The 22,767-nt window shown below is 72.3% G+C and carries 23 protein-coding genes; 20 read left to right on the top strand and 3 right to left on the bottom strand.

Translation table 11 applies throughout. The features are described 5' to 3' along the window. Positions 1–14: 14 nt before the first annotated feature. The 11 genes from ABZ267_RS06010 to ABZ267_RS05960 all read left to right on the top strand — a co-directional run bounded on the left by ABZ267_RS06010 (position 15) and on the right by ABZ267_RS05960 (position 11,656). Positions 15–200 carry a lysine biosynthesis protein LysW gene (locus tag ABZ267_RS06010; RefSeq protein ID WP_015609635.1) on the top strand — a complete coding sequence of 62 codons (186 nt, stop codon included), beginning with the start codon at positions 15–17 and terminating at the stop codon, positions 198–200. A gap of 1 nt (position 201) precedes the next feature. Further along, positions 202–1,056, top strand: coding sequence for a RimK family alpha-L-glutamate ligase (locus ABZ267_RS06005; RefSeq protein ID WP_356363727.1), 855 nt, complete (start codon positions 202–204; stop codon positions 1,054–1,056). Continuing rightward, complete coding sequence (gene argC, locus ABZ267_RS06000) at positions 1,053–2,108, top strand: N-acetyl-gamma-glutamyl-phosphate reductase (RefSeq protein ID WP_356749987.1); 1,056 nt, start codon at positions 1,053–1,055, stop codon at positions 2,106–2,108. The genes ABZ267_RS06005 and argC overlap by 4 nt, the downstream gene beginning before the upstream one ends. After that, entirely contained in the window at positions 2,105–2,923 is an 819-nt protein-coding gene (locus ABZ267_RS05995) for an acetylglutamate kinase (protein ID WP_356749985.1), read from the top strand. Before argC ends, ABZ267_RS05995 begins: the two co-directional genes overlap by 4 nt. Then, positions 2,920–3,483 (top strand): gamma-glutamyl-gamma-aminobutyrate hydrolase family protein, encoded by a 564-nt coding sequence (locus ABZ267_RS05990; RefSeq protein ID WP_356749983.1) that lies wholly within the window; start codon positions 2,920–2,922, stop codon positions 3,481–3,483. The genes ABZ267_RS05995 and ABZ267_RS05990 overlap by 4 nt, the downstream gene beginning before the upstream one ends. A gap of 56 nt (positions 3,484–3,539) precedes the next feature. Further along, positions 3,540–4,679 (top strand): Glu/Leu/Phe/Val dehydrogenase dimerization domain-containing protein, encoded by a 1,140-nt coding sequence (locus ABZ267_RS05985; RefSeq protein ID WP_356749981.1) that lies wholly within the window; start codon positions 3,540–3,542, stop codon positions 4,677–4,679. Then, positions 4,676–6,388, top strand: coding sequence for an AMP-binding protein (locus ABZ267_RS05980; protein ID WP_356749979.1), 1,713 nt, complete (start codon positions 4,676–4,678; stop codon positions 6,386–6,388). The genes ABZ267_RS05985 and ABZ267_RS05980 overlap by 4 nt, the downstream gene beginning before the upstream one ends. 40 nt (positions 6,389–6,428) lie before the next feature. Beyond that, the gene (locus ABZ267_RS05975) at positions 6,429–7,736 is read left to right on the top strand and encodes a pyridoxal phosphate-dependent aminotransferase (protein ID WP_356749977.1); all 1,308 of its coding nucleotides are present in this window, start codon (positions 6,429–6,431) and stop codon (positions 7,734–7,736) included. Positions 7,737–7,785: 49 nt separating this feature from the next. Continuing rightward, entirely contained in the window at positions 7,786–8,760 is a 975-nt protein-coding gene (locus tag ABZ267_RS05970) for a fumarylacetoacetate (FAA) hydrolase (RefSeq protein ID WP_356749975.1), read from the top strand. Between the two features lie 119 nt (positions 8,761–8,879). Continuing rightward, on the top strand, positions 8,880–10,286 hold the full coding sequence (locus tag ABZ267_RS05965) for an NtaA/DmoA family FMN-dependent monooxygenase (protein WP_356749973.1): 1,407 nt from the start codon (positions 8,880–8,882) through the stop codon (positions 10,284–10,286). Continuing rightward, positions 10,283–11,656 (top strand): LLM class flavin-dependent oxidoreductase, encoded by a 1,374-nt coding sequence (locus ABZ267_RS05960; RefSeq protein WP_356749971.1) that lies wholly within the window; start codon positions 10,283–10,285, stop codon positions 11,654–11,656. Before ABZ267_RS05965 ends, ABZ267_RS05960 begins: the two co-directional genes overlap by 4 nt. A 35-nt stretch (positions 11,657–11,691) precedes the next feature. Here ABZ267_RS05960 and ABZ267_RS05955 read toward each other — a convergent pair whose 3' ends face one another. Next, positions 11,692–12,228 carry a hypothetical protein gene (locus ABZ267_RS05955; protein ID WP_356749969.1) on the bottom strand — a complete coding sequence of 179 codons (537 nt, stop codon included), beginning with the start codon at positions 12,226–12,228 and terminating at the stop codon, positions 11,692–11,694. A gap of 152 nt (positions 12,229–12,380) precedes the next feature. On the opposite strand from ABZ267_RS05955, the gene ABZ267_RS05950 reads away from it, so the two are divergent. Continuing rightward, positions 12,381–12,728, top strand: a complete 348-nt coding sequence (locus ABZ267_RS05950) for a helix-turn-helix transcriptional regulator (RefSeq protein ID WP_356749967.1) — start codon at positions 12,381–12,383, stop codon at positions 12,726–12,728. Further along, positions 12,725–13,444: a permease prefix domain 1-containing protein gene (locus ABZ267_RS05945; RefSeq protein ID WP_356749965.1), complete on the top strand. Its 720-nt coding sequence runs from the start codon at positions 12,725–12,727 to the stop codon at positions 13,442–13,444. Before ABZ267_RS05950 ends, ABZ267_RS05945 begins: the two co-directional genes overlap by 4 nt. Before the next feature lie 98 nt (positions 13,445–13,542). Here the strand turns inward: ABZ267_RS05945 and ABZ267_RS05940 are convergent, their stop codons facing one another. Next, positions 13,543–14,481: an oxidoreductase gene (locus ABZ267_RS05940; RefSeq protein WP_356749963.1), complete on the bottom strand. Its 939-nt coding sequence runs from the start codon at positions 14,479–14,481 to the stop codon at positions 13,543–13,545. 166 nt (positions 14,482–14,647) lie between these two features. Beyond that, positions 14,648–15,592: a carbon-nitrogen hydrolase gene (locus ABZ267_RS05935; protein ID WP_356750070.1), complete on the bottom strand. Its 945-nt coding sequence runs from the start codon at positions 15,590–15,592 to the stop codon at positions 14,648–14,650. 172 nt (positions 15,593–15,764) lie between these two features. On the opposite strand from ABZ267_RS05935, the gene ABZ267_RS05930 reads away from it, so the two are divergent. From ABZ267_RS05930 to ABZ267_RS05900, 7 genes are all read left to right on the top strand, one after another. Beyond that, on the top strand, positions 15,765–16,889 hold the full coding sequence (locus ABZ267_RS05930; RefSeq protein WP_356749961.1) for a LacI family DNA-binding transcriptional regulator: 1,125 nt from the start codon (positions 15,765–15,767) through the stop codon (positions 16,887–16,889). Between the two features lie 102 nt (positions 16,890–16,991). Further along, positions 16,992–18,218: a cytochrome P450 gene (locus ABZ267_RS05925; RefSeq protein ID WP_356749959.1), complete on the top strand. Its 1,227-nt coding sequence runs from the start codon at positions 16,992–16,994 to the stop codon at positions 18,216–18,218. Between the two features lie 364 nt (positions 18,219–18,582). Then, positions 18,583–19,899 (top strand): ATP-binding protein, encoded by a 1,317-nt coding sequence (locus ABZ267_RS05920; RefSeq protein ID WP_356749957.1) that lies wholly within the window; start codon positions 18,583–18,585, stop codon positions 19,897–19,899. Continuing rightward, positions 19,896–20,300, top strand: coding sequence for a roadblock/LC7 domain-containing protein (locus tag ABZ267_RS05915; RefSeq protein WP_018514044.1), 405 nt, complete (start codon positions 19,896–19,898; stop codon positions 20,298–20,300). Before ABZ267_RS05920 ends, ABZ267_RS05915 begins: the two co-directional genes overlap by 4 nt. Further along, positions 20,297–20,671, top strand: a complete 375-nt coding sequence (locus ABZ267_RS05910) for a DUF742 domain-containing protein (protein ID WP_356749955.1) — start codon at positions 20,297–20,299, stop codon at positions 20,669–20,671. The genes ABZ267_RS05915 and ABZ267_RS05910 overlap by 4 nt, the downstream gene beginning before the upstream one ends. Beyond that, positions 20,646–21,236 carry an ATP/GTP-binding protein gene (locus tag ABZ267_RS05905; protein WP_356749953.1) on the top strand — a complete coding sequence of 197 codons (591 nt, stop codon included), beginning with the start codon at positions 20,646–20,648 and terminating at the stop codon, positions 21,234–21,236. Before ABZ267_RS05910 ends, ABZ267_RS05905 begins: the two co-directional genes overlap by 26 nt. Positions 21,237–21,316: 80 nt before the next feature. Beyond that, positions 21,317–22,726 carry a cytochrome P450 gene (locus tag ABZ267_RS05900; RefSeq protein WP_356749951.1) on the top strand — a complete coding sequence of 470 codons (1,410 nt, stop codon included), beginning with the start codon at positions 21,317–21,319 and terminating at the stop codon, positions 22,724–22,726. Positions 22,727–22,767: the final 41 nt, after the last annotated feature.

Here is a 22,767-nt window from a genome sequence, read left to right as displayed (position 1 = left end):
ATACGGAGTTCACGATGTCCACCGCCACCCTGACCGGCGTATGCCCCGAGTGCGAGACCGACCTGACCGTCCCCCCGGTCACCCTCGGCGAGACGCTCTCCTGCCCCGAGTGCATCCTGACCCTCCGCGTCGAGGCCGTCGAGGACGGCCGGCTGACGCTGGAGATGGTCGAGGTGCAGCTGCGCGACTGGGGCCAGTGAGATGGGCGCCGTCCATCCCGTCGCTCTCGTCGCGGACCGGATCGCCTGGGAGGAACGGCTGCTCATCGAGGCGGCTCCCGCCTTCGGCCTCCGCATCGACTGGGTCAACGACGAGGCCCTCTCGCTCGGCCACCCGGACGCGCCGGCCATCAAGGGGTACGACACCCTCCTCATCCGCAGCCGCAGCTACACGCGCGGCGGCCTCATCGCCAGCCTCGCCGAGGCGGCCGGCGTCCCCACGCTGAACACCGCGCGGGCCATCCACGCCTGCGAGAACAAGGCCGCACTGCGCGCCTTCCTCCAGACGGCGGGCGTGCCGGTCCCCGACCACCGGCTCGTCCTCTCGCGTAAGGACTTCGACAAGGCGCTGGCGGACCTGCCGCTGCCGCTCGTCCTCAAGCCGGTCTTCGGCGGGATGGGCAAGCGGGTCACGCTGATCCGGCACGCCGACACCGCGCACTCCGTGTACGACTACATCGAGGACCTGGCCCACGCCTTCGAGCAGGCCAGCGTGGTGGAGCCGTACCTCGGCGGCAGCTCGGTGCGGTGCCTGGTCGTCGGGCGGGAGCTGATCGGCGCGGCGGAGTTCGAGAGCGGCGGCAGCGACTGGCGCAACAACGCCGCGCTCGGCAACAAGAACCGCGCCATCGCGCACGACCCCGACGTCGTCAAGATCGTCGACGGTGTGGTGGACGTGCTCGGTCCCGGCATCTACGGCGTCGACCTCTTCGCCACACCGGACGGCTACGTCGTCAACGAGGTCAACCACGCACCCGGCTTCCGGGCCGTGGCCTCCGCCACCGGAGCGGACATTCCTTCGGCCATCGGCCGTTATGTGCAGGAGCTACTCGCATGATCCGTGCAGGAGTCGTCGGCGCCTCCGGGCTCGCCGGCGGCGAACTCATCCGCCTCATCACCCAGCATCCCGACCTGGAACTCACCTTCCTCGGCGGCTCCTCCAACATCGGCCGCCGCCCCTCCGAGCTCCACCCCGGCCTCCGCAACGACCAGGGCCTGACCATCCAGCCGGTCACCGAAGAGGTCGCGGACAAGGTCGACGTGCTCTTCCTCGCCACACCGGCGCCGGTCTCGGCCGAGCTGGCCTCGCTGCTCGCGGACCGCGTCCCGGCGATCGTCGACCTCAGCGGCGCGTTCCGCATCCGTACACCGGAGCTCCACGACCGCTGGTACCCGAAGGTGAAGCGCCGCACCGACCTTGCGGACCGATTCGTGTACGGCGTACCGGAGTTGATCGGCGACCAGCTGGCGGACGCCGCACTCATCTCGCTGCCCGGCTGCTACGCCACCGCGATCACACTGGGCCTCGCGCCGCTCACGCTCGGCCTCGGGCTCGACCTGAAGACGGTGGTGGTGGACGGCAAGAGCGGGTCCAGCGGCGGCGGCGTCCAGCTGCGCACCTCCGACCTGCATCCGTTCCGCGCCGGAGCCATCGCTCCGTACTCACCGACCGGCCACCGGCACGCCGCCGAGGTCGGTGACTTCCTGGAGCGGAGCAAGCCCGGCACCATCGGCAACCTGACCATGTCGGCGTACGGCGTTCCGAACGTACGCGGTCTGCTGACCAGTTCGTACGTGTTCACCGACGAGAAGGTCGACCAGCGCGAGCTGAACCGGGCCTACTTGCGCTTCTACAAGGGACGCCCGTTCGTCCGGGTGCGGCGGCACAACGAAACGCTGATCCCGGTGCCGGACCCGCAGGTGGTACTCGGCTCCAACTACGCCGACGTGACCGTCCTGCTGGACGAGGACGGCGGCCGGATCGTCGTGCTCGCCGCGCTCGACAACCTGGTCAAGGGAGCGGCGGGTCAGGCCGTGCAGGTGACGAACCTGCGGTTCGGGCTGCCGGAGGAGACGGGGCTGACGCAGCAGCCGGTGATGCCGGCATGAGCGCATCGCCTGCCGTTCCCACGGTGGTCAAGCTCGGCGGCAGCTGCCTGGACGATCTCGACGGCACCTGGTGGGACGACCTGGCCCGGCACGGCCGCGAGCGGCCGCTGGTCCTCGTCCACGGCTGGTCCAAGCCGCTGAGGAAGCTCGACGCGCGCTACAGCGAACCGTCCGCGATCCTGCGCGACCGGTACGGCAACCAGAGCCGGTGGACCACGCCCGAGGTCATCGACGACATCAAGACGGTCAGCGCCGTGCTGGCCGAGGACGTCCTCGCGCGGCTGGAGAGCCGTGGCATCACCGCCGAGCGGCTGCTCGGCAGCGACGGCCTGGTCAGCGCCGGCGACGGCGAGCGCTGGTGGTGGCGGGAGAAGCAGCTCGTGGAGCTGGAGAACCTCGTCGGCCCGATCACCGGCGTCGACCCGGCACCGCTCAAGAACCTCCAGCCGGGCCACGCCTACCTGGTCACTCCGCTCGCCCGGAACGCGGCCGGCCAGGAGGTCAACACCGACGCCGACCGGGCCGCCGCCGCGATCGCCGGAGCCACCGGCGCCCTGGACCTGGTCCTGGTCACCGATGTCGGCCATCTGCTCATCGAAGACCGGCCGGTCCGCCGGATCGGCGCCGAGGACGCGGCGGCCTTCCGCGACAAGGGCGCGAAGGGCGGTATGCGCAAGAAGCTGCGCGCGGCCGGCGAGGCCTTGGAGCGCGGAGTCGACCGGGTCGTCATCGGCAGCGCCGCCGTCACCGAGCTGCTGGACGGCACCACCGGCACGGTCATCACACAAACCCGAGCGGAAGGCGGAGAGGCATGACGCGGTCCCGTGTGCTGGTCGTCAACAACGGCACGCTCTCGCTCAAACAACTCCGCGCGCGTTTCGAGGAGTTGGGCTCGGACACGGAGGCGGTCGACGCCTCGTCCGTCCCGGCCCGCCTGGACGGCCGCTACCAGGCCATCGTGCTGAGCGGCACCAAGGTGCGCGCGTACGACAGCGCGTTCTACAAGCCGCTGATCGACCTGGTCACCACGGCCGACGTGCCGGTCTTCGGCATCTGCGGCGGTATGCAGATCCTCGCCGTCGCGGCCGGCGGCCGCCTCGCCGAGGGTCCGCAGCGGGTCGGCGGCTACGAGGTGCAGGTGGACACGGAGGAGCCGCTCTTCACCTACGTGAAGCCCACGGTCACCGTCTTCCACCGGCACACGCTCTACCTCCAGGCGGCTCCGGCCGGCTACCGCTCGATCGGCCGCTCCGAGCACGCGCCCGTGGAGTTCCTGCGCTCGGACGACGGCCGGATCCACGGCGCCCAGGCCCACCTGGAGTTCCGCAAGGACGGCCTGGAGATCCTGCGCGGCTTTGCGCAGCTCTACCGGTGACCGAGGCCGTCACCGGGCCCGCAACCGAACCCTTCGTACAGAACGAGGACTTCACCATGAGCGCAGCAGTACCGGAAGAACCGCAGGACCCCGCCCTCACCGTCCACCTCAACGGCAGCGGCGGCGCCATCAAGGGCTGGGTGGTCATCGACACGCTCGTCGACGGCCTGGCGATGGGCGGCACCCGGATGACCACCGGTGTGAGCGAGGAGGAAGTCGCGGGCCTGGCGCGGGACATGACCGAGAAGTTCACGCTGGCCGGCCTCCGCATCGGCGGCGCCAAGGCCGGGATCGTGGCCGACGGGACGAACTCCGCGGGCGCGGCGCGCCAGGAGACGTTCCGCACCTTCGGCCGCACGGTGAAGCCGCTCCTGCACGGCGGCATCCACCTCGGCATCGACATGGGCGTCACGCCTGCCGACCGCGCGGTCTTCTTCGAGGAGGCGAAGTACGACCCGCGCTACCGGCTCGGCTCACCGGACATGCCGATCGACTGGCGTACGTACTACGAGCCCCTGATCGACGCCACCGGCCACGGTGTCGGCGTCGCGGCGGTCACCGCTCTGGAGGCGAGCGGCCGCACCGAGCCGGCGCGGGTCGTGGTGCAGGGGTTCGGCGCGGTGGGCCGGGCGGTGGCGCGGTTCCTGGAGGACCGCGGGCACATCGTCGTCGGCATCGCGGACATCCAGGGCACGATCAGCGCGGACCGGCTGCCGGTGGCCGAACTCGTCGCCATCACCGACCAGTTCGGCGCCATCGACCGGACCCGGCTGCCGCAGGACGTGAAGCTCTCCGGTGAGCCGGACGCCTGGCTCGACGTGGACGCGGACATCCTGATCCTGGCCGCGCAGAAGTACGCGATCAACGCCGAGAACGCCCACCGCCTGCGGGCCGGCCTGGTGGTGGAGGGCGCCAACCTCGCCTCCAGCGCTGCCGCCAAGGAGAAGGTGGCCGCCTCCGGTGCCGGTCTGGTGCCGGGCGTGATCGCCAACATCGGCGGCGCGGCGTCCGCCGCTCTGGCGGTCACCCGAGTCGTCCCGTTCGACCTGGAGGCACAGGCGCGTAAGGCGTGGGTCTTCGACTGGGTCGGCGACCGGGTCCGGCAGAACACCCGCGACCTGCTGGAGATCGCGGCCTCGCGCGCGGGCGACCCGCTGCCGGAGCTGCTCGCGGTCCGCCGCGAGGAGCGCGGATGAGTACGGTGGCGAAGCAGCGGCCGGCCTCGGTGCGGGCGGCTGTCACGGAGGAGCGCGCCGCCGAGTACCGCCGCCGTGGCTGGTGGCGGCCGGAGACCTTCCTCGACGATCTGCACCGCCAGGCGCGCGAGCGGCCGCACCGGCCGGCCATCGCGGGCCGGCGCGTGGCGGAGTCCCGTACGGACACGCTCACGTACGCCGAACTGGACCGGCTGACCGACCGGTTCGCGCTGGCTCTCCTCGAACTGGGCGTCGAGCGCGGCGACTTCGTTGCCGTACAGCTGCCGAACCGCTGGGAGATGGTGCCGCTGATCTTCGCCTCCATCCGGATCGGCGCGGTCATCATCCCGATCTCGCCCATCTGCACGGAGGTCGAGCTGCGCCACCGCCTCTCGCTCACTCAGGCGCGCGTGTGCATCACGCTCCCGGAGTGGTCGGGCACACCACTGGCGGAGATCGCGGCCGGCCTGCTGACCGAACTTCCGTCACTGGCACATGTGTTGGTGGTGGACGGGCCACAGCTGCCCGAAGGCGCGCGTCCGTTCCACGAGCACTTTGTGGCCGAGGCGCGGGAGGAGCGGGAAGGCGCCGCAGGCCGGCTGGAGGGTCTGGCGCTCGGCGCGGACGACCCGTTCGTGGTGCTGTTCACCTCCGGCACGACCGGCCTGTCCAAAGGCGTGCTGCACAGCCAGAACACGGTCCACTCGGCCGTACGCGGCTACGTCGACGCGTTCGGCGCGGCCGATGGTGAAGGCCAGGAGTGGGTGGCGGTGGTCTCCACGCCGCTGGTGCACTACTCGGGCTTCGCGCAAGGGGTGTTGGCCGGTGTCCTGCTGGGCGGGACGGTCGCCTTCCAGGACGTACGCCGCAACGAGGCGCTGCTCGACCTGGTCGAGCGGTACGGCGCGACCCTGCTCTACGGGCCGCCCGCCACGCTCGCCGATGTGGCCGCGTCGCAGCGCGCCGAGCGGCGGGACACCAGCACGCTGCGCCATGTGGTGATCGGCTCGGCACCGGTCCTTCAGGAGCTGGCCGACGAGGTCCACGAGACGCTCGGCGCCCGCGCCCACTCGCTCTGGGGCATGTCGGAGAACGGGCCCGTGACCACCACCCGTCCCGAGGACCCGGACGGCTGGTCGGCGCGGAGCAACGGCCGCGCGATCGACGCCATGGAGACCCGGATCGAGGTGTCGGAGGCGTACGGGACGCCGTCGGCCGACGGCGCTGTCGGCCGGCTCAAGGTGCGCGGCGCCTCGCTCGCGCTCGGGTACCACCAGCGGCCCGAGGCGTTCGCGGCCGAGCTGGACGAGGACGGCTGGTTCGACACCGGCGACCTGGCCCGGGACGACGGCCGAGGCGGCATCCGCATCATCGGCCGGGCCCGGGACGCGATCCTGCGGGACGGCCGCGTGGCGCCGATGACGGAGCTGGAGGCGGTGATCGGCAGCCACCCGAGGGCGGAGGAGGCCGCGCTGGTGGGCCTGGAGCCTTCGGGCGAGGCGGACGGCGTGATCGTCGCCGTGGTCGTCCCGCGCGGTGGCCGGGGACCGACGCTGGAGGAGGTCCGGGACCGGGTCACGGCGGCGGGCCACGACAGCCGCTTCCTGCCGGACCGCCTGGAGCTCGTCCCCGCACTACCGAAGACCCTCACCGGCAAGGTCCGCAAGGCCGAGCTACGGGAGCGGTACACGCCGGAGCCCTCCGCCTGACCCCGTACACGTACATCCATCACGTACTGGAGCTGCTGTCATGTCCGAACCCACACCGGTCTCACCCGTCTCCATGTCGGCGACCCTCGCCGCCGACGAGGCCCTGGCCCGCCGGCGCGCGGCCGGAGAGCGGGTCCTGTCGATGGCGAGCGGCGAGATCGGCCTGCCGGTCCTGCCCGCTCTCCGGGACCGGCTCGCGGCGGCGGCCGGCGAGAACGCGTACGGCTCCGTCGCCGGCAGCCCGGCCCTGCGCACCGCCGTCGCCGGATACTGGGAGCGGCGCGGTCCGGCCGTCGACCCGGGCCTCGTCGTGGCGGGACCGGGCAGCAAGTCGCTGCTCTTCGCGCTGCTCCTGGCGATCGGCGGAGACGTGATCGTGCCGGTCCCGAGCTGGGTGAGTTACGCGGCCCAGGCCCGGCTGGTCGGCGCGCGGCCCATCCCCGTACCGATCCTGCCGGGCCAGGGCGGAGTGCCGGATCCGGAACGGCTGCGCGAGGCGGTCGCCGACGCGCGGGCGGCCGGCCGGCACCCGCGCGCGGTGGTCGTGACCGTGCCGGACAACCCGACCGGGACGGTCGCATCTGCGGCCACCGTAAGGGAGTTGGCGGCGGCGGCCCGCGAACTGGACCTGGTCGTCGTCTCCGACGAGATCTACTGCGACCTGGTCTACGACAGCTCCGACCCGGCCGTCTCGCCCGCTCTCCACGCGCCTGAGCGGACCGTCGTGACGACCGGGCTCACCAAGAACCTGGCGCTCGGCGGCTGGCGTACCGGCGTGGCCCGGCTGCCCGACAGCGAGCTGGGCCGGGCCCTGCGCACCCGGCTGGTGGCGATCGCCAGCCAGATCTGGTCGAGCCCGCCCGCGCCGGTGCAGACGGCGGCCGCGTACGCGTTCGGCGAGCCGCCGGAGGTCGTCGAGCGGATCGCGGCGAGCCGGCGGCTGCACGAGAAGGTGGTGCGCGCGGTCGCCGCCCGCTTCACCGCCGTCGGCGCGGAGCTGCCGCCCGTCGCCGCGACCTGCTACCTCTACCCGGACTTCGAACCGCTCCGGGACCACCTGGCGGCGGCGCACGGCGTGCACGACGGCGACGCTCTGGCCGCGCTGTTCTCGGAGCGGTACGGGGTCGGCGTCCTGCCCGCCACCGCGTTCGGCGAGCCCGGCCGCCCGCTGCGCGTCCGCGCGGCGACCAGCCACTTCTACGGCGAGAACGACGAGCAGCGCACGGCGGCCCTGGAGTCGGCCGACCCGCTCGACCTGCCGTGGATACGGGAGTCCGTCGACCGGGTCGGTGAGGTCCTGGCCGACCTCACCGGCGCACCGGTCGCCGCTCTCGCCCCGCACGCCTGATGTCACCCGACTCACCGACGTACCCGCACACCTGCCGAAGGAGCCACCGATGCCCCACTCCCACCTCCCCGTCCTCTTCGAGGCCCTCCACCACGGCGAACGCCACGTCGGCTTCGGCCGTCCCGAGGACGGCGCCGAGCTGACCCTGTACCGGGTGGAGGACGGCCAGGTCGCCGCCGCCTTCATCGCCACCGACGGCTCGGAGGAGGCGCTGCGGGCCGCGCTCACCGACGGTGCGGCGACCGTCACCGTGACCGCCGGTGACCCGGAGCTGCGCCTGCTGCCGCCGCTGCTGCCGCAGGCCACCGGCAACGCGCTGCTCAGCGGTTTCATGGGCACGCACAAGAAGAAGTGGGGCGGCGAAGCGGCTCCGGAGGACGGTGAGTTCACGCCGCCGAAGTGGTTCTTCAAGGGATTCGGCGACTGGGTGCGGCTGCCCGGCGAGGACCTGAACGTGCCGGCGCGGCCGGTCGCCCTCATCGAGGAGCCGGAGGTCGCGCTCGTCTACGTGAACGACGCCGACGGCACTCCGCACTACGCCGGCTACACCTTCGGCAACGACCTGTGCGACATCGGCCTGCACCGCCAGGACCCGGGCTACAACCCGTACTGCAAGCTGTGCGACACCGCCCTCACCCCGTGGCTCTTCCTCGGCCCGCCGCCGCGCACGGTGACCGGCCGGGTCACCATCGTCCGGGACGGCGCGACGGCCTGGGAAGGCCCGTTCGACTGCGGCGACGACGCGCTCTACTACCGGATCCAGGACATGGCGGACCACCTGTTCACCTTCCCGGCGGTACGGCGGCCCGGCCTCGTCAACTACGTCCTCCTGGGCGCGGACGAGGCGAGCTTCCACGACGGGTTCCGCATCGCCGACGGCGACCGGATCGCCATCGACGTGAAGAGCCACGGGGTCGCCTTCGAGAACCGCGTGCGGTACGTCTCGCCGGTCCCGTCCGCCACTCCGGCCGCCGCGCCGGCGCCGGAAGCCGCCGAAGCTCCGGCGCCTGTCGCGACGGCATGAACAGCTCGTGAAGTAGGGCCGGCCGACCTGTGCAGAGGGCACAGGTCGCAGGCACGCTCTGAGAGCCACCGTCTCAACCCGCCTCACCGACGCCGGACTTCGCAGGAGGAGACCGCACCGTGCCCACCACCGCCAAGAAACAGGTGCATCTCGCAGCGCAGCTGCCCGGCATCCACAATGTGACCGTCTGGTCGGACCCGCGCTCCGAGAGCCAGATAGCCATCGACTCCTTCATCCGGCTCGCGCAGACCATCGAGCGCGGCAAGTTCGACTTCTTCTTCCTTGCCGAAGGGCTGCGGCTGCGGGAGCACAAGGGGCAGGTCTACGACCTGGACATCGCGGGCCGCCCGGAGAACCTGACCGTGCTCAGCGCTCTGGCCGCCGTGACCACGCGCCTGGGCCTGGCCGCCACGGTGAACGCGACGTTCAACGAGCCGTACGAGGTGGCGCGCCGGTTCGCCACCCTGGACCGGCTCAGCGGCGGGCGGGCCGCCTGGAACGTGGTGACCAGCTACGACGCCTTCACCGGCGAGAACTTCCGCCGAGGCGGCTTCCTTCCCGAGGCCGACCGCTACACCCGGGCCGCCGAATTCCTCACCACGGCACGGGAGTTGTGGGACAGCTGGTCGGCCGGAGACCTCACGGCCGACGCGGCGTCGGGCGAGTTCGTCGCCGCCGGAACCGGCCGCTTCGCCCACCGGGGTCAGCACTTCGACATCTCCGGCCGGTTCACGACTCCGTCGGGCCCGCAGGGCCATCCGGTGATCATCCAGTCCGGCGAGTCGGACGCGGGCCGGGAGTTCGCGGCGTCCGACGCCGAGGTCATCTTCAGCAAGCACAACCGGATCGACGTGGCCCGGGAGTTCTACCGGGACGTGAAGCGGCGCCTGGCCACGTACGGCCGGAGCCCGGAGGATCTGCTGATCCTTCCCACCGCCAACGCGGTCGTCGCGGACACCGACGAGGAGGCCGCCGCCCACGCGGAGGAGATCAGCCGCGAGCTGGTCAGCCCGCAGACCGCGATCGCGCACCTGGAGGCGGTCTGGGGCCGCGACCTGTCCGCGTACGACCCGGACGGCCCGCTGCCCGACATCGAGCCCGAGGACGACGCCCATTTCCTGAAGGGGCACTCCGTCTTCCGCAAGGGCCGGGCGGAGACGGCCCGGCAGTGGCGCAAGCTCGCGGAGGAGCGGAACTTCTCCATCCGGGAGCTGGTCATCGAGGTCGGCGGCCGCCAGACCTTCGCCGGCAGCCCGCAGACGGTCGCCGACGCCATCGACGACTACGTGCAGACCGAAGGCGCCGACGGCTTCGTCCTGGTCCCGCACCTCACACCGGGCGGCCTGGACGACTTCGTGGACCGGGTGGTGCCGATCCTCCAGGAGAAGGGCGTCCACCGCGACGACTACACCGGCACCACGCTCCGGGACCACTTGGGCCTCACCACCGCACCCCGCCCGGCCGGCTGGGGCGGCCCCGGCCAACCCCTGCGCACCGGACGCGACCAGAAGGAGACCTCCGCATGACCGGCACGACGGCCGCCACGAACGGAACGACGGGCTCCCCGGGTGACGCGTCCGGCACCACGAACGGCCCAACGGGCACGACCGGCACGACCGGTGACGCGTCCGGCACCACGAACGGCACGACCCGCACGACCGGCGCCCCGGAAGAGCTCACCTCCGACGTCACCGCTCCCCTGCACCTCGCCGTCGCGCTCGACGGTGCCGGCTGGCACCCGGCCGCCTGGCGCGAGACAGGTGCCCGGCCCGGCGAGCTGCTCGACGCCGCGTACTGGGCCGACCTGGTCGCCGAGGCCGAGCGCGGCCTGCTCGACTTCGTCACCTTCGAGGACGCCCTCGGCCTCCAGTCCGCCGCCTTCCACCTGCCCGACGACCGCACCGACCAGGTCAGAGGCAGCATCGACGCGGTGCTGCTCGCCGCCCACCTCGCCCCGCTCACCACCCGCATCGGCCTGGTCCCGACCACCAACGTCACCCACACCGAGCCCTTCCACCTCGCCATCGGCATCGCCACGCTCGACCACGCGAGCCGGGGCCGGGCCGGCTGGCGGCCGCAGATAGCGTCCCGGGCCGCCGACGCCGCGCACTTCGGCCGCCGCACCACACCGCAGCTCACCGAGGACGACGTGACCGACTCGGAGTCCATCTCCCAGCCGCTGCGCACGCTCTTCGCGGAGGGCGCCGAGGTGGTGGAGGCGGCACGGCAGCTCTGGGACAGCTGGGAGGACGGAGCGGAGATACGGGACGCGGCGACGGGCCGCTTCCTGGACCGCGACAAGGTCCACCACATCGACTTCCAGGGCAGCAACTTCAGCGTGAAGGGCCCGTCGATCACCCCGCGCACCCCTCAGGGCCAGCCGCTGGTGGTGAGCCTCGCGCATGCCACCACGCCGTACGAGTTCGCCGCGCTCAGCTCCGACGTCGTCGCCATCACGCCGCACGACCGGGCGGGCACCGCGTCGATCCTCGCTCAGGTCGCCGAGGCGGTGGAGCGCACCGGCCGGGACGTGCGCGAGCGGCCGCTGCGTACCTTCGCGGACCTCGTCGTCTTCCTGGACGACGAACCGGGCGCCGCCGCCCGCCGCAAGGCCCGCCTGGACGAGGCTGCCGGAGCCGAACTCGCCTCGGACGCCGAGATCTTCACCGGCACGCCCGCCGAACTGGCCGACCTCCTCCTCGACTGGCGCTCCACCGGCCTCAACGGCTTCCGCCTCCGCCCGGCCACGCTGCCGCACGACCTCACGGCGATCACCCGGGGCCTGGTCCCGGAGCTCCAGCGGCGTGGAGTGTTCCGTACGGAGTACGCGTCCACCACCCTGCGCGGCCACCTCGGCCTGGCCCGCCCCACCAGCCGCTACGCGAAGGCGGGTTGACGCGCGGCACCGAGGTCCGGGGGCCCGGCCCACGGTCAGGCCCCCGTCGTCGACCCCGGGCGGACGATCATCAGCACGACGACCGTCGCCCAGAGCAGGTTGAACATCCCGGTGGTCATGGCGAGCCGCGCCGCCGCCGACCGCCGCTCGGCCACCGTGAGAGCGCCCGCGCCCGCCCCCGTACCGGCAAGGTCCCCGCCCACGCCCGTACCGGCGGGCCCCTCTCCCGCTCCCTCCTCCAGCAGCTCGCGCTGCCCGGGCAGGACCATGGACACCAGCAGAGCGGCGGCGATGGTCGTCAGCACGATCGACGCCACCAGCCAGGCATCACCCAGCACCCCCATCTGCGCACCGGTGGCGAGGCCGAGAACGGGCACGGCGATGCCGACCACCGCGTACCCCCGGCAGATCTTGTGCAGGAAGGCGGCCGTACGGAGGTCATGGTCGTGCGGTCCGTCGGCGTCGGGCGCTGGCGGCTTGGCGTAGCGCGGAAACATCGAGGCGGCGACCGTGATCGGCCCGACCGCCAGGATCGATGCCAGAACGTGCAGCGAGAGCAGCAGCTTGGTCACGGAGAGGTCCCTTCGAGCTGGTATTGCATTGGCTGCCAATGCATGGGTGACCGCCCCAGGAATAGCACGCCTCGGGCCCACACAGGTAGGCGGCCTACTTATTCGGCTGGACCGCTGGCCATCCCGTCTGCCTATCTGTAGCCTGCCTACGCATGAGGCAGGATGCGGTACGCGGACATCTGGACGGACTCCTCCTGGCGGTTCTCGAACCGGCTCCGCTGCACGGATACGCGATCATCACCGCGGTCCAGCAGCGCAGCGGCGGTGCGCTCGAACTGCGGACCGGCACCATCTACCCGGCGCTGAACCGGCTGGAGCGGCTCGGCCTGCTGCGCAGCACCTGGGAGTCGGAGGGCGGGCGCAAGCGGCGGTGTTACGCGTTGACGGAGGCGGGAGCGCGCTTCCTGGCGGACGAACGCACGGCCTGGCAGGACTTCACCGCCGCGATCGGCTCGGTCCTCAACCCGGTCGCCCCGCACCCGCACGGGCAGGGCGCATGACGACCGGCGGCCTCCCGCGCGACGGCCGTGACGGGGGTGGCGGCCGTGACGGTGACCTCGTGGAGGCGTACGTCGGCGAGCTGGACGCCCTTCTGCGCGGACCCGCCCGGGCCAAGTCCCGCCTGATCGAGGAGGCGCGCGACGGGCTCACGGAGACCGTGGCGGCCTGCACACGCGAAGGCGAGCCGCACGAGCGGGCGGTCCGCCGGGCGGTGGCGGAGTTCGGATCGGCCCGTGAGCTGGCCGAGAGCTTCCAGCGCGAACTGACCATCGCCCAGGCCCGGCACACCGCCCGCGCCGTCGCCCTCAGCGCCCCCTTCCTGCTCGCGTGCTGGTTCCTGGTGCAGCGCCTCGGCGGCCCGCAGGATGCGGCCGTGCCCCGCACCGCGCACCTGGTCGCGACCAACCTGGCCACGGTCGCCGGCGCGGCGGTCCTCCTGGCCGCGGCCACCCTGGCCGCCACCGGCACCCTGGCCCGGCACCTCCCCGTCCCCGACCGCCTGCCGCTCACGGTCGCCTGGACGGGCACCACCGCGAGCGTCTCCATGGCCGTGGCCACCCTGGCCCTCGCCACCGCGTCGGTCCTCGCCGAGAACTGGCCGCTGACGGCGGCGGCCTGCGCGCTGGCCGCCGCCTCCCACGCCGTCGTCGCCGGCTCGGCCCGCGCCTGCCGCCGGTGCGCACGGCTGCCGTCGGGAGAGCCCGTCACCCTGTAGGCCCCGTGGCCCCCGGCCCGTCGCGCGGGACCCGGAACAGCCGCGTGTCCCGGAACAGCGAGGATCAGCCGCGCCCCGCAACGTCAAGGATCGGGAGATCAGCCGGTCGTGGCGCTCCGGTGCAGGCCGTCCAGGAGCTTCAGCTCGTCCTCGGAGAGCCGCAGGGCTCCGGCGGCCACGTTGGCGGCGAGGTGGCCGAGGTCGCCGGTGCCCGGGATGGCCAGCACATGCGGGCCCTGGTGCAGGGTCCACGCCAGCCTGACCTGCGCCGGGCTGACTCCGCGCGCCTCCGCCACGGCCAGCACCTCGGCCGGCTCGGCCCCGGTCGCGCCGCCCTCGCTGCCGGCCGCGGCTATCGCGTAGAACGGCACGAACGCGATCCCCTGCTCCCCGCACTCCCGCACGAACGCGTCGTCCTCGGGCCGCACGCCGATCCCGTACCGGTTCTGGACGCAGACGACCGGCGCGATGGCCCGGGCCTCGGCGAGGTGGGCCGGAGTGACGTTGGAGAGGCCCAGGTGACGGATGAGTCCGGCCTGGCGCAGCTCGGCCAGAGCACCGAAGCGCTCGGCGATCGAATCCCGGCCGACGATCCTCAGGTTCACCACGTCGAGATGGTCGCGGCCGAGCTGGCGGAGGTTCTCCTCGACCTGGCCGCGCAGCGCCTCGGGCGTCCGCGCATGAGCCGCCCACGCGCCTGTCCGGTCGCGGTCCGGGCCGACCTTGGTGGTGATCACGAGGTCGTCCGCGTACGGCGCGAGGGCGCTGTTGATCAGCTCGTTGGCCGAGCGCAGCGCGGAGAAGTAGAAAGCGGCGGTGTCGATGTGGTTCACACCGAGCTCGACGGCCCGGCGCAGGACGGCCAGGGCCGCGTCGCGGTCGCGGGGGACGGCGTCGGCCATGAGTGCCCCGCCGGTCTGCGGCAACCGCATCGTGCCGAAGCCGATGCGGTTGACCGGCAGATCGCCGAGGGTCCAGCGGCCGGACACGGCCGCGGTGATCGGGGCTGTGGTGCTGGTGGAGCTCGTGGAAGTCATGTCTCAATGATCTCCGTCCGCCGCGCCTCCGGACCATGGGGCTATCCCGCCGATCCGCCCTGAGGCCGCCCGAACCCCGGCCCTGAGGAAGCCCCCCCAGGGCCCGTCGGTCCACCAGCCGCTCAAGGCCCCGCCGCTCCACCCGTGCGTCAGCCCCGCCAGTCCGTCAGCCCGTCACCGTGAGCGGACCGTATGCGTCCGGGCGGCGGGTGGTCAGGAACGGGAACAGCTCCAGCCAGTCGCGGCGGGCGTCGAGGTCGAGGTCCGCGACCAGGACGGCGGGCTCGTCGCGCGGGGCCTGGGCCAGGACGCGGCCGTACGGGTCGACGATGAAGGAGCTGCCGTAGAAGGTGAGCCCGTTCTCGGCGCCGATCCGGTTGGGCACGACCATGAAGGTGGCGTTGGCGATCGCGTTGCCGGTGATCACCTTCTGCCAGAGCGGCTGGGAGTCGAAGCCGGGAAAGCCGGGCTCGGAGCCGATGGCGGTCGGGTAGACGAGGACGTCGGCGCCGGCGAGCGAGTAGGCGCGGGCCAGCTCCGGGAACCACTGGTCCCAGCAGGTCGGCAGGCCGAAGCGCGCCTCGTCCACCGTGACCAGCGGAAACGCGTCGTCGCCCGCCGGTCCGGCCCGGAACCAGTCGTCCTCGTAATAGCCCTCCGTGACCGGGATGTGGGTCTTGCGGGTGCGCTGGGCGAGGGTGCCGTCGGGAGCGACGAGGATCGCGGTGTTGTAGCCGAGGCCGTCGTCCTGGCCGCCGGGCGCCGGGGCCTTCTCGTACAGGGAGGCGTGGACGTGGAGGCCGTGCTCGCGGGCGGCCTCGGCGGCGAAGGTGAAGGTGGGGCCGGTCAGCAGCTCCTCCGGCTCGGCCGGTGCCGGGTGGTCGGCGCGGCGGACGACCGCGAAGTACGGCGAGAGCGTCAGCTCCTGGAGGCAGACCACCCGGGCCCCTTCGGCGGCGGCGAGGCTGATGCCCTCCAGCAGGGCGGCGCGGTGCTCGGCGGGGTCGCGGTGCCACCGCTGCTGGACGGCGGCGACGCGCAGCGGGGCGCGGTCGGCGGGGCGGGTCCGGGTCGGGGAGGCGGGCGGGTTGTACGCGGTGATCAGACGCATGACCAGTTCCAGGGGCGTGGGGAGGAGGGCGAGGAGGAGGTTGCCGGAACGTTCCGGCACCGACCGAATCTAGCTTGCCGGAACGTTCCGGCAACCGGGACGAATCTAACTCTGCCGGAACGTTCCGGCAACCCTCCACCTCGTACGACCGCGACCGTCTAGACTCACCTCCGTGACCTCCCGGACCGTGACCCTGCTCGACGTCGCCCGCGCCGCCGGAGTCTCCAAGAGCACCGCTTCCGACGCGCTCCAAGGCTCGGGCCGCGTCGCGGAGGCCACCAGGGACCGGGTCCGCTCGGTGGCGGAGGAGCTCGACTACCGGCCCAACAGCGCTGCCCGGCGGCTGCGCCGCTCCAGCACCGGGGCCATCGGCCTGCATCTGCCGCAGACCGCGACCCGGCTGGACTACTACATGAACCTCGCCTTCGGGGCCGTCGCGCGCGCCCAGGAGGAAGGGCTCGACGTCGTCCTGCTGGCCCCGGCGAGCGTCGCGGGCGCGGCGAGCGGACGAGTCGCCTCGCGGGTCGACGGGCTGCTGGTGATCGACCCCGAGGTGGACGACAGCGCGGTCCCGGGCCTGTTGGACGCGGGCGTTCCGGTGGTGACCGGAGAGCGTTACCTAGGCCCCGCCGCCGCTCCCACCGGAGCCGTGGTCTGCGACAACGCCGCCTCGCTCACCGCACTCCTGGACCACGTGACCGACCGCGGCGCCCGCCGCCCCGCCGTCCTGGCCCCCGCGGGCACCTCCGCCTGGGCCACCGCGCTACGGGCCACCGCCGCTTCCTGGGGCCGGGAGCGCGGGGTGGACGTGGCGCTGCGGACCGTACCGTTCGCCGCCACTCCGGCCGAGGCCGAGGAGACCACGCTGACCCTGCTGCGTACGGACCCGGCGGTGGACGCGGTGATCTGCGCCCCGGACGGCGCGGCTCCGGGCGTCCTCCGGGCGGCGGCGGCACTGGGCCGTACGGTCGGGCCCGGCGCACCACCGGCAGCGGCGACTCACGGCCGCACGGCCGACGGCACGAGAACCCGCACGGCCACCGGAACAAGAAGCCGCACGGCGGCCGAACCCGGCACCCACTCCCGTACTCTCCTCGTCGCCTCCTGCGTCGACAGCACCGCCACCCGCTCCGCCGAACCGCCCGTCACAGCGGTCGACCTCCGCCCGGCCGCGTACGGACGCGCCTGCGCCGAGCTGCTCTGCGACATCCTCGCGGGCCGCGCCGCCCCGGACACGGTCCGCCGCCACGCCTGGGCGCTGGAGACGCGGGCGTCCACGACCGCCGAGTCCAGCTGACCAAGGCACAACTCACCGTCAGCCTCTGCCTGTTGTGGCGGGGTGGCGTGTGTCGTCGTGGCGCGCCTGCGCCGGGCAGGCGTCCTTCGTCAGGGAGTGTGCATGTCCACCGCACAGCAGGTGCCAGACATCCTGTCACCCGATTTCGAGGCGAATCCCTATCAGGCCTACCGCCTGATGCGCGACGAATTCCCCCTTTCCCGGCATGAGGCCACCGGAAGCCATGTGATCTCGCGTTACGAGGATGTCGAGTACGTCTTCGAGGACAGGAAAGGGGAGTTCACCACCGAGAACTACGACTGGCAGATCGAACCCGTCCACGGCCGGACGATCCTCCAGCTCAGCGGAGGCGAGCACGCCGTGCGCCGGGCCCTGGTAGCTCCCGCGTTCCGTGGCAGCGACCTGCGGGAGAAATTCCTCCCCGTCATCGAGCGGAATTCGCGCGAGCTGATCGACGCTTTCCGCGCCGCCGGCTCCGTCGACCTGGTCGCCGACTACGCGAGCCGTTTCCCGGTCCAGGTGATCGCCGACATGCTGGGTCTGGACACGGCCGACCACGAGCGACTCCACGGCTGGTACACGGCGGTCATCGCCTTTCTCGGCAATCTGTCCGGCGATCCGGAGGTGGCCCGGGCGGGTGAGCGGACGCGGGTCGAGTTCGCCGAGTACCTGCTGCCGATCATCCGGAACCGGCGGAGGAATCCGGGCGACGACCTGCTGTCCGCGCTGTGCACCGCCGAGGTGGACGGCGTCCGGATGAGCGACGAGGACGCCAAGGCGTTCTGCAGCCTGCTGCTCGCCGCCGGCGGTGAGACCACCGACAAGGCGATCGCCGGTATCTTCGCCAACCTGCTTCTGCATCCTGACCAGTTGGAGGCGGTCCGCGCCGATCGCGCTCTGATCCCGCAGGCGTTCGCCGAGACACTGCGCTACACGCCGCCGGTCCACATGATCATGCGGCAGGCGGCGACGGACGTGGAACTCAGCGGCGGCACGGTACCCGCGGGAGCCACCGTCACCTGCCTCATCGGCGCCGCCAACCGCGACGCGAGCCGCTACCGCGATCCGGACACGTTCGACATCTTCCGCACCGACCTGACCACCACGACGGCCTTCTCGGCGGCCGCCGGCCATCTCGCCTTCGCGCTCGGCCGCCACTTCTGCGTCGGCGCCCTGCTGGCCAAGGCCGAGGTCGAGACCGGTGTCGGCCACCTGCTCGACGCCATGCCCGACGTGCGCGTCGCCGACGGCTTCGACCCGGTCGAGCACGGCGTCTTCACCCGTGGCCCGCAGACCTTGCCGCTCCGCTTCACTCCCGTCTCCGGCTGACCGCACGGACCGGGCCACCCGGCCGAACGCCGGCGGCCGAAGCGCAGAGCACCCTCAACGCCCCACCCCTCAAACGGAATCCGCCCGGAACCCTCTCCTCCACGTCTCCGCAATGTGAACGTTCTGCGTCGAGTGGCAACTGGCTTGGCGAGCTTGACATTTCGGCGTGCGGCCGGTGATAAGATCATCTTACTTCCAGTGGGCTGATGGCGTTGGGGGCATTCCGGGAGGGATGAATTCCTCGGCCCCACCTTCGGAGGGGCACCTCCCGAAGCGGCGCACGGTCGTGGCGAACGAGCCCTGGTCGCGTGCCGCCTGACGGGGTGTCAAGCCGTTTCCAGCCATGGCACTTGAAGTGAGTCTCATGACATTTCCACAGGGCCCCGTCATCTGGGCGCTGGTTGTCGTAGCACTGGTCGCCGTGGGTGCCGTCCTGCGGGCTCGCGCGACCAACGTCAAACTGCGCAGACGCACCGCCGAGCTGAGCACGGAGCGCGACGCGCTCCTGCGGCAGCGGGACGAGCTCCACGTCGTCCACAACGGGCTCCTCCAGCGGCAGGCCTCCGAGCTCGCCGATGTCCGCAAGGACGCCGAGGAGGAGACCAAGGCGGTCCTCAAGGCCGCCGTCCGCACCCTTCAGGGCCTCGCCGACGAGCAGCAGGTCGTGATCGAGAAGGCCCAGCGCAAGTACGGCGACGACCCCGAGATCCTCGCCGACCTGATGGCCATGGACCACGCCAACAGCCAGTTCGGGCGGCGCGCGCAGGGCATCGCGGTGCTCTGCGGCGGCTGGCTCGGCCGGCGCGAGACCGTGGCCTCCGTCTTCGACGTGGCCCGCAGCGCGCAGGGCCGTATCCGCCACTTCGACCGGGTCCGGGTCAACGGCCAGGTGAACTTCTCGGTCGTCAGCCGGGCCGTCGAACCGGTCGCGGTGGTCCTCGCCGAGCTGCTCGCCAACGCCACCAACTACTCCGCCCCCGGCACGCCGGTGGAGATCAACATCCAGGCCGTGCCGACCGGCGTCTGCCTCATCGTCGACGACGCCGGTCTCGGCATGGGCCAGGAGGAGAAGGACCGCGCCGCGTCCCTCCTCACCCCCCAGGCGGCGATCAGCGTCTCCAGCCTGGGCATCCCGCCGCAGTTCGGGTTCGCCGTCTCCGGGATGCTCGCCGCCCGCTACGGCTTCCGGGTCTCGGTGGACTCCGTTTCCCCCTATGGAGGCGTACGCGCGGTGGTACTGATCCCCGACGAGCTGCTCACCACGGAGGTCCCGCAGCCCGTCCCGGCCGCCGCCGAGGTCCCGCAGGCCCCGGAGGCGTACGGAAACCGGCAGCAGCCCCACGCCGCCCCGCAGCCCGAGCAGTGGCAGCAGGCGCCCGCCCCCACCCCGCTCTTCCCGCCGGCCGCTCAGCACCGCCAGGACACCGCGGCCGCTCAGCACCGCCAGGACACCGCCCAGCAGCACCCGGACACCGCCACCCAGCAGCTGGCCCAGATCACCACCACCTTCGGCGGGCTGCCCAAGCGTCGTCGCAAGAGCCCGGTCTCCGCGGTGCCTCCGGCCGACCCGCAGCCGGTCCGCAGCAACGAGGAGACCGCCTCCCGCCTGGGCGCGTTCCAGCGCGGCACCCGCTCCGGGCGGACCACGACGACGACCACGGAAGGATCCGAGATCCAGTGAACCCCGATCTGTCCTGGGTACTCAACGATGTGCTCCAGGTACCCGGAGCCCGGCACGCGATCCTCGTATCCGCCGACGGGCTGCTGCTCGCCAACTCCAGCGAGATCGGCCGGGACGACGCGGAGACCGTCGCCGCCGCCATGAGCTCCATGCAGTCCCTCAGCCGCGCCGTCGCCCCCTTCATCGGCACCCGCAACCCGGGCCGGTGGCGCCAGACGCTCCTGGAGTACGAGGACGGCTGGATCTTCCTCATCGCCGCCGGCACCGGCGCCTACCTCGCCGCCACCGCCGCCGCCGATGTGGACATGGAGGCGATGTCCTTCCGTATGCAGCAGCAGGTCACCGCGCTGGGGAAGGCGATGACCACGCCGCCCCGCCAGAACGCCGGCAGCGAGATATGACGGCACCGGGCGAGGAGTCCAGCGTCAGCAGCGGGTTCGTCCGGTCCTACGTCATCACCGGTGGCCGGGGGCTGCCGGACGCGGACGAGCTCTCCCTCGTCACGCTCGTCACCCTCGCTCCCGACCGGCAGCCGCCGCCCAGCCCGAGCCCGGAGATCAAGGCGATCTGGGAGCTGTGTTCCGGCGGCTACCTCTCGGTGGCCGAGGTCGCCGGCCACCTCGGCCTGCCGGTCGGTGTGGCCCGGCTGCTGCTCCAGGACTTAAACCAGCAGGGACATCTGCTGCGCCGCAAGGCGCCGCCACCGGCCCAGCTCGTCGACAGAAAGATCCTCGAAGAGGTGTTGCATGGACTCCAAGTCCGGTTCGGCTGAGAGCATCTATGTGCCGGACGCGGTCCAGCGCGCGGCGAAGATCCTCGTCGTCGGCCACTTCGCCGTGGGCAAGACGACCCTGATCGGCACGCTCTCCGAGATCACGCCGCTGCGCACCGAGGAGCGGATGACGCAGGCCGCCGCGCAGGTGGACGATCTGCGCGGCGCGCCCGACAAGAAGACCACCACGGTCGCGCTGGACTTCGGCCGCCTCACCCTCAGCGACGAACTGGTCCTCTACCTCTTCGGTACGCCGGGACAGCAGCGGTTCGTCGAGCTGTGGGAGGACATGGCGCGCGGCTCGCTCGGCGCGCTGCTCCTGGTCGACCCGGCGCGGCTGGCCGACACGTTCCCGGTGATCGACCTGGTCGAGACGTACGGGCTGGAGTACGCGGTCGCCGTCAACAGCTTCGACCCGTACTCCCAGCACGCCGAGGACGAACTGCGCGAGGCGCTCGACCTGCTGCCGGACACCCCGGTCGTCTACTGCGACGCCCGGGACCAGAAGTCCTCCGCCCAGGCCCTGATCACGCTCGTACGCCACCTTCTCACGCACGCGGCCTGACCCGTACCCGCTGCCGTACCCCTCCCGTACTCCGAAGCCGGGGCCGACCCGTCCCCGCGATCACACCGAGGAAGCCGAACATGGACCCGTCGCCGGGAGCCACCCCGTACAGCGCGCCCGCCGGGTGCCCGATGAGCCGGCAGCAGACCTCGCTGTACGGTCCGGAGTTCGCCGCCGACCCGCACCGCGTGTACGACGCGTTCCGGGCGCACGGTCCCGCCGCGCCGATCGAGCTGGCGCCCGGCGTGGACGCCACGCTGATCGTGCAGCACGAGGCGGCGCTGCGGGTGCTGCAGAACCCGGCGCTCTTCGCCCGGGACTCGCGGCGCTGGGCGGCGCTGCGCGAAGGCGCCGTACCGATGGACAGCCCGGTGCTGCCGATGATGGTGTACCGGCCCAACTGCCTGTTCACCGACGGTGCCGAGCACCTGCGGCTGCGCAAGGCGGTCACCGAGTCGCTGGCGCGGCTCAACAGCAGCAGGCTGAGCCGGGACGTCGAGCGGATCGCCGACTACCTGATCGACCAGTTCATCGAGCGCGGCACCGCCGACCTGCTCAACGAGTACGCCAAGCTGCTGCCGCTGCTGCTGTTCAACCAGATCTTCGGCTGCCCCGGCGACATCGGCGACCGGCTGACCCGCTCGATGTCGGCCATCTTCGACGGCGAGGACGTGCTGCGCGCCAACGCGGAGCTGACCGAGTGCCTGATGGAGCTGGTCGCGCTCAAGCGGCGTCAGCCTGGTGAGGACGTCACCTCCTGGCTGATCCAGCACCCGGCCGGGCTGCGGGACGAGGAGCTGAAGGACCAGCTGGTGGTGCTGATGGGCGCCGGTGTGGAGCCGGAGCGCAACCTCATCGCCAACGCGCTGCTGCTGATGCTCGCCGGTGACCAGGCGGGCGGACCCGAGCGCCGCGGTTCGGGAATGCTCGTGGAGGACGCGCTGGACGACGTCCTGTGGAACAACCCGCCGATCGCCAACTACGCGACGCACTACCCGGTACGGGACATCGAGCTGAACGGCGTGGTGCTGAAGGCGGAGACCCCGGTCCTGATCAGCTTCGCCGCCGCGAACAGCGACCCCTCGCTCACCGACGCCCGCCAGACCCTGAGCAAGGGCGCGCACCTGGCCTGGGGCGCGGGCCCGCACGTCTGCCCGGCCAAGTCACCCGCCACGCTCATCGCGCTGACCGCGATCGAGAAGATCCTCAACACCGTGCCCGACCTCTCGCTGGCCGTCCCGGCCTCGGGCGTCGGCTGGCGTCCCGGCCCCTTCCACCGGGCCCTGATCGCGCTGCCCGTACGGTTCACGCCGACCGCCGCCCGCCGCACCGCGGCGACCACCCAGCCGCCGGCGCCGACCTCGGCGCAGCTGCCCGACCCGTACCGGAACGCGGCGCCCCAGCCGGCACCCGCCGGTCGTCACGCTGCGGAGCCGGCCAAGAAGCAGAAGGGCTGGTGGAGCTCGTTCCTGGACGTCTTCCGGGTCTGACGGGCCGTCGGACGCGCAGGAGGACTCCAGGCAGTCGGCCG

The sequence above is a fragment of the Streptomyces sp. NPDC006174 genome (assembly GCF_040614075.1).
GTDB lineage: Bacteria > Actinomycetota > Actinomycetes > Streptomycetales > Streptomycetaceae > Streptomyces.
The sequence above is the reverse complement of the archived record's forward strand: the minus strand, read 5'-3'. Positions and strand labels throughout refer to the sequence as shown.